The organism is Sandarakinorhabdus sp. (genome assembly GCF_031422795.1).
Classification (GTDB): Bacteria; Pseudomonadota; Alphaproteobacteria; order Sphingomonadales; family Sphingomonadaceae; genus Sandarakinorhabdus.
In genome coordinates this window covers 1-2,939 of the sequence record NZ_JANPML010000112.1, presented here as the reverse complement: position 1 = coordinate 2,939, position 2,939 = coordinate 1, and the positions used below count along the sequence as shown (strand labels likewise).

Annotated in this window: 4 protein-coding genes, 1 tRNA gene and 1 riboswitch; all 5 genes read right to left on the bottom strand. The window is 64.2% G+C overall.

From position 1 onward, the window contains the following. Positions 1-932 (bottom strand): phosphomethylpyrimidine synthase ThiC (locus RMO81_RS04285; RefSeq protein WP_310474510.1); only part of this gene is annotated, 932 nt, incomplete at its 3' end. A 33-nt stretch (positions 933-965) separates the two neighbouring features. Continuing rightward, a riboswitch (TPP riboswitch) is annotated at positions 966-1,075 on the bottom strand. A 5-nt stretch (positions 1,076-1,080) separates the two neighbouring features. Next, a complete protein-coding gene (locus RMO81_RS04280; RefSeq protein WP_310474511.1) occupies positions 1,081-1,788 on the bottom strand; it encodes a sterol desaturase family protein in 708 nt (235 codons plus the stop codon). Positions 1,789-1,893: 105 nt separating this feature from the next. Then, on the bottom strand, positions 1,894-2,058 hold the full coding sequence (locus tag RMO81_RS04275) for a Thivi_2564 family membrane protein (protein WP_303781343.1): 165 nt from the start codon (positions 2,056-2,058) through the stop codon (positions 1,894-1,896). A gap of 155 nt (positions 2,059-2,213) precedes the next feature. Next, positions 2,214-2,289 (bottom strand) — tRNA-Ala (locus RMO81_RS04270). A 71-nt stretch (positions 2,290-2,360) separates the two neighbouring features. Further along, on the bottom strand, positions 2,361-2,939 hold a 579-nt coding region (locus RMO81_RS04265), incomplete at its 5' end, for a M20/M25/M40 family metallo-hydrolase (protein ID WP_310474509.1).

The following is a 2,939-nucleotide window of genomic DNA, read 5'->3' as shown; positions in this document are numbered from 1 at the left end:
CCCTGTTCGGCCTGTTCGATCAGCGTGTCGCGATAGACTTCCCAGGTGAGGTCTTCCGCGACGCCGTTCACCTTTTCCAGCGCCTGATAGATCGGCACGGTGCCGATCGGCACGGGGCTGTTGCGCAGGATCCATTCGCGGGTGTTGTGAATGTTGCGGCCGGTGGAAAGGTCCATGATGTTGTCGGCACCCCAGCGGGCGGCCCAGACCATTTTTTCGACTTCTTCGGCCACCGAGGAGGCGACGGCGGAGTTGCCGATGTTGGCGTTGATCTTCACCAGGAAATTGCGGCCGATGATCATCGGTTCGGCTTCGGGGTGGTTGATGTTGGCCGGGATGATGGCGCGGCCACGGGCGATTTCGCTGCGCACGAATTCCGGCGTGACGTAATCGGGGATTTCGGCGCCGAAGCTTTCGCCGTCGCGGATCAGGCCGTCACGCTGGGCGCGGCCGATGTTTTCGCGGATGGCGACATATTCCATTTCCGGCGTGATGATGCCGCGGCGGGCATAGGCGATCTGGGTGACGGCCCCCAGCTTTCCTGAAGCATCGGGTTTGGCGCGCAGGGGGTTTTTCACGACGTTGGGGAATTCGGCGACGTCGGCCTTGCCGCCGGGGACGTTGGCGACGCCGTTATCTTCGGGCTTCACTTCGCGGCCGGGATAGCGCTCCACATCGCCGCGGGCTTCGACCCAGGCGGTGCGCAGCGGCGGCAGGCCGGCGGCGATGTCGATGGTGGTGGTGGCATCGGTGTAGGGGCCGGAAGCATCGTAAATCCGCACTGGCGGTTCATTGGCCGACGCATCGAGCGCAACTTCGCGCATGGCGACGCGGATTTGCGGGTGGATTGTGCCCGCCACGAAAATCTTGCGGCTGCCCGGCAGCGGCCCGGTGGTGACGGGCATTTCGATGGGGGAATTGATATCGGCCATGGCAGCACATCCTTGCAAAACACGGATGGGGGGCGGCCAGTGCCAGTCCCTCCCTCCGCCGGGGTCAACCGGATCAGGTTCGGCGGGTCAGGGCCTCAAAAGCCCACTCTCAGCCAGTCGCGCTGGCTCCCCGGGGAATGGATTTGGATTAGGCCTGTGTGGCCCAGTTGGCAAGGCCGCGATCGGTGCCGCAGAGCTTGTCCCAAAAGCGGAAATACAGGCCGTAGTTACAATTATAGTGGCGGTGGTGGGCTTCGTGGTGGCTGGCCGAAATGATGTGGCGGCCGAACCAGCCATTTACCCAGCGCGCTGGGAACATTTCCCAGCCCATGTGATTGGTAACGCCCATGACGGTGGCGACCGTCAGAACGATACCCAGCGCGCCGATGTGGATGGGGATGATGAACATCAGCGCCGGGATCAGGATGGCGCCGGAGATGGCTTCCCACGGGTGGAAGCTCATCGCGGCCCAGGCGGTGGGTGGCCGGCTGGCGTGATGGACGGCGTGGGCGGCCTTGAACAGGCGGGGCAGGTGCATCCAGCGGTGGGTCCAGTAAAACCACGTATCGTGCGCGAAGAGATAGACCAGCACCGACAGCGGCAGCCACGCGGCTTGCAGCGGGCCATCGATGTTGACCATGATCTGCGTCCAGCCCCACGCCTGCCAGGCTTCGATGGCAAGGCCGGCGGGCACGGCATAGATAAAGGCGGAGATGAGCGACCAGCGGATTTCGGTGCTGATCTGGCGGCTGCGCTTTACCGGATCGGCCGGGCCGGCCTGCACGCCGCGCCGCGCCGTGAGCCAGGCAAAGCCGCCCGATACCGCGAGGTACCGGACGGCGATGATAAGCGCCATCGACAGGACGGCAAGCGACAGGGAGAGGGCGGTTGACACGCCGGCGGGTGTAGCGCGGAGGCGCTCACCCGCCAAGCGGCAGCACGTCGCGGGCTATTGGGCGGCTCAGAAGGTGAAGATGCCGAAGATGCGCAGCAGCCACAGGATGACGGCGATGATCACGACGATGTTGATGATCGATTTGATGGTGCCGTCCATCGGGATCTTGTTGTTGACCAGCCACAGCAGGACGCCAACGACAATGAGAACGATGATGGTCTGGATAAGCATGGGTTGCCTCGCTGATTGTGGGTGCGGGGCAGGATAAAGATTTGGGTGGGAACTGCGCGTTGTGGCTTTTACGGGTGCACAGGCCGCCCATCCCATGAGTGTATCTACCCAGGGGGCTTAACCGGGCCGTCGGGGCGATTACCGGGGGGCGGAAATGGTGGAGCAGAGGGGGATCGAACCCCTGACCTCAGCAGTGCGATTGCTGCGCTCTCCCATCTGAGCTACTGCCCCGCACCAAATCCTGATCCCCCATGCGGAGGGCCGCCGATATAGCGCGGCGGCGGCGGTTTGCAACGGGCTATTTATTGTCCGAACCCGTGCGCCAGATACTGCTCCGCAATGGCGGCGTGCAGGGCGGCGCCGCGGGCCATGGCGCTTTCATCGAGATGCATGTGGGTGGAATGCAGCCCGCAGCAGGCGCGCCAATCCGTGCCTTCTTCGGCTACGCCCAGAAAGAACATCGCGCCGGGGGTTTTTTCCAGCACATAGGCGAAATCTTCGGCGCCCATGATCGGGTGGGCCAGCGTTTGCCATTGATCGTCGCCAAACAGGCGTTTGGTCACTGCTTCGCCCAGCGCCACGGCGCGGCCATCGCAATTGGTGACGGGGAAGCCGGGGATGATCTCCACCGTTGCGCTGGCGCCGTGGGCGGCGGCGATGCCCTGGGCCAGGCCGGGCAGGCCAGCGTGCAGCTTGGCGCGGGTGGCGGCGCTGAGCGTGCGCATCGTGCCGTACAGCAGGGCGGTTTCGGGGATCACGTTGTCGGTGGTGCCAGCGCTGATCTGGCCGATGGTGATGACGGCGGGATCGAACACATTCACCTGCCTTGTGACGAACGTCTGCAGTGCCAGCGCGATCTCGCAGGCGATGGGAACCGGATC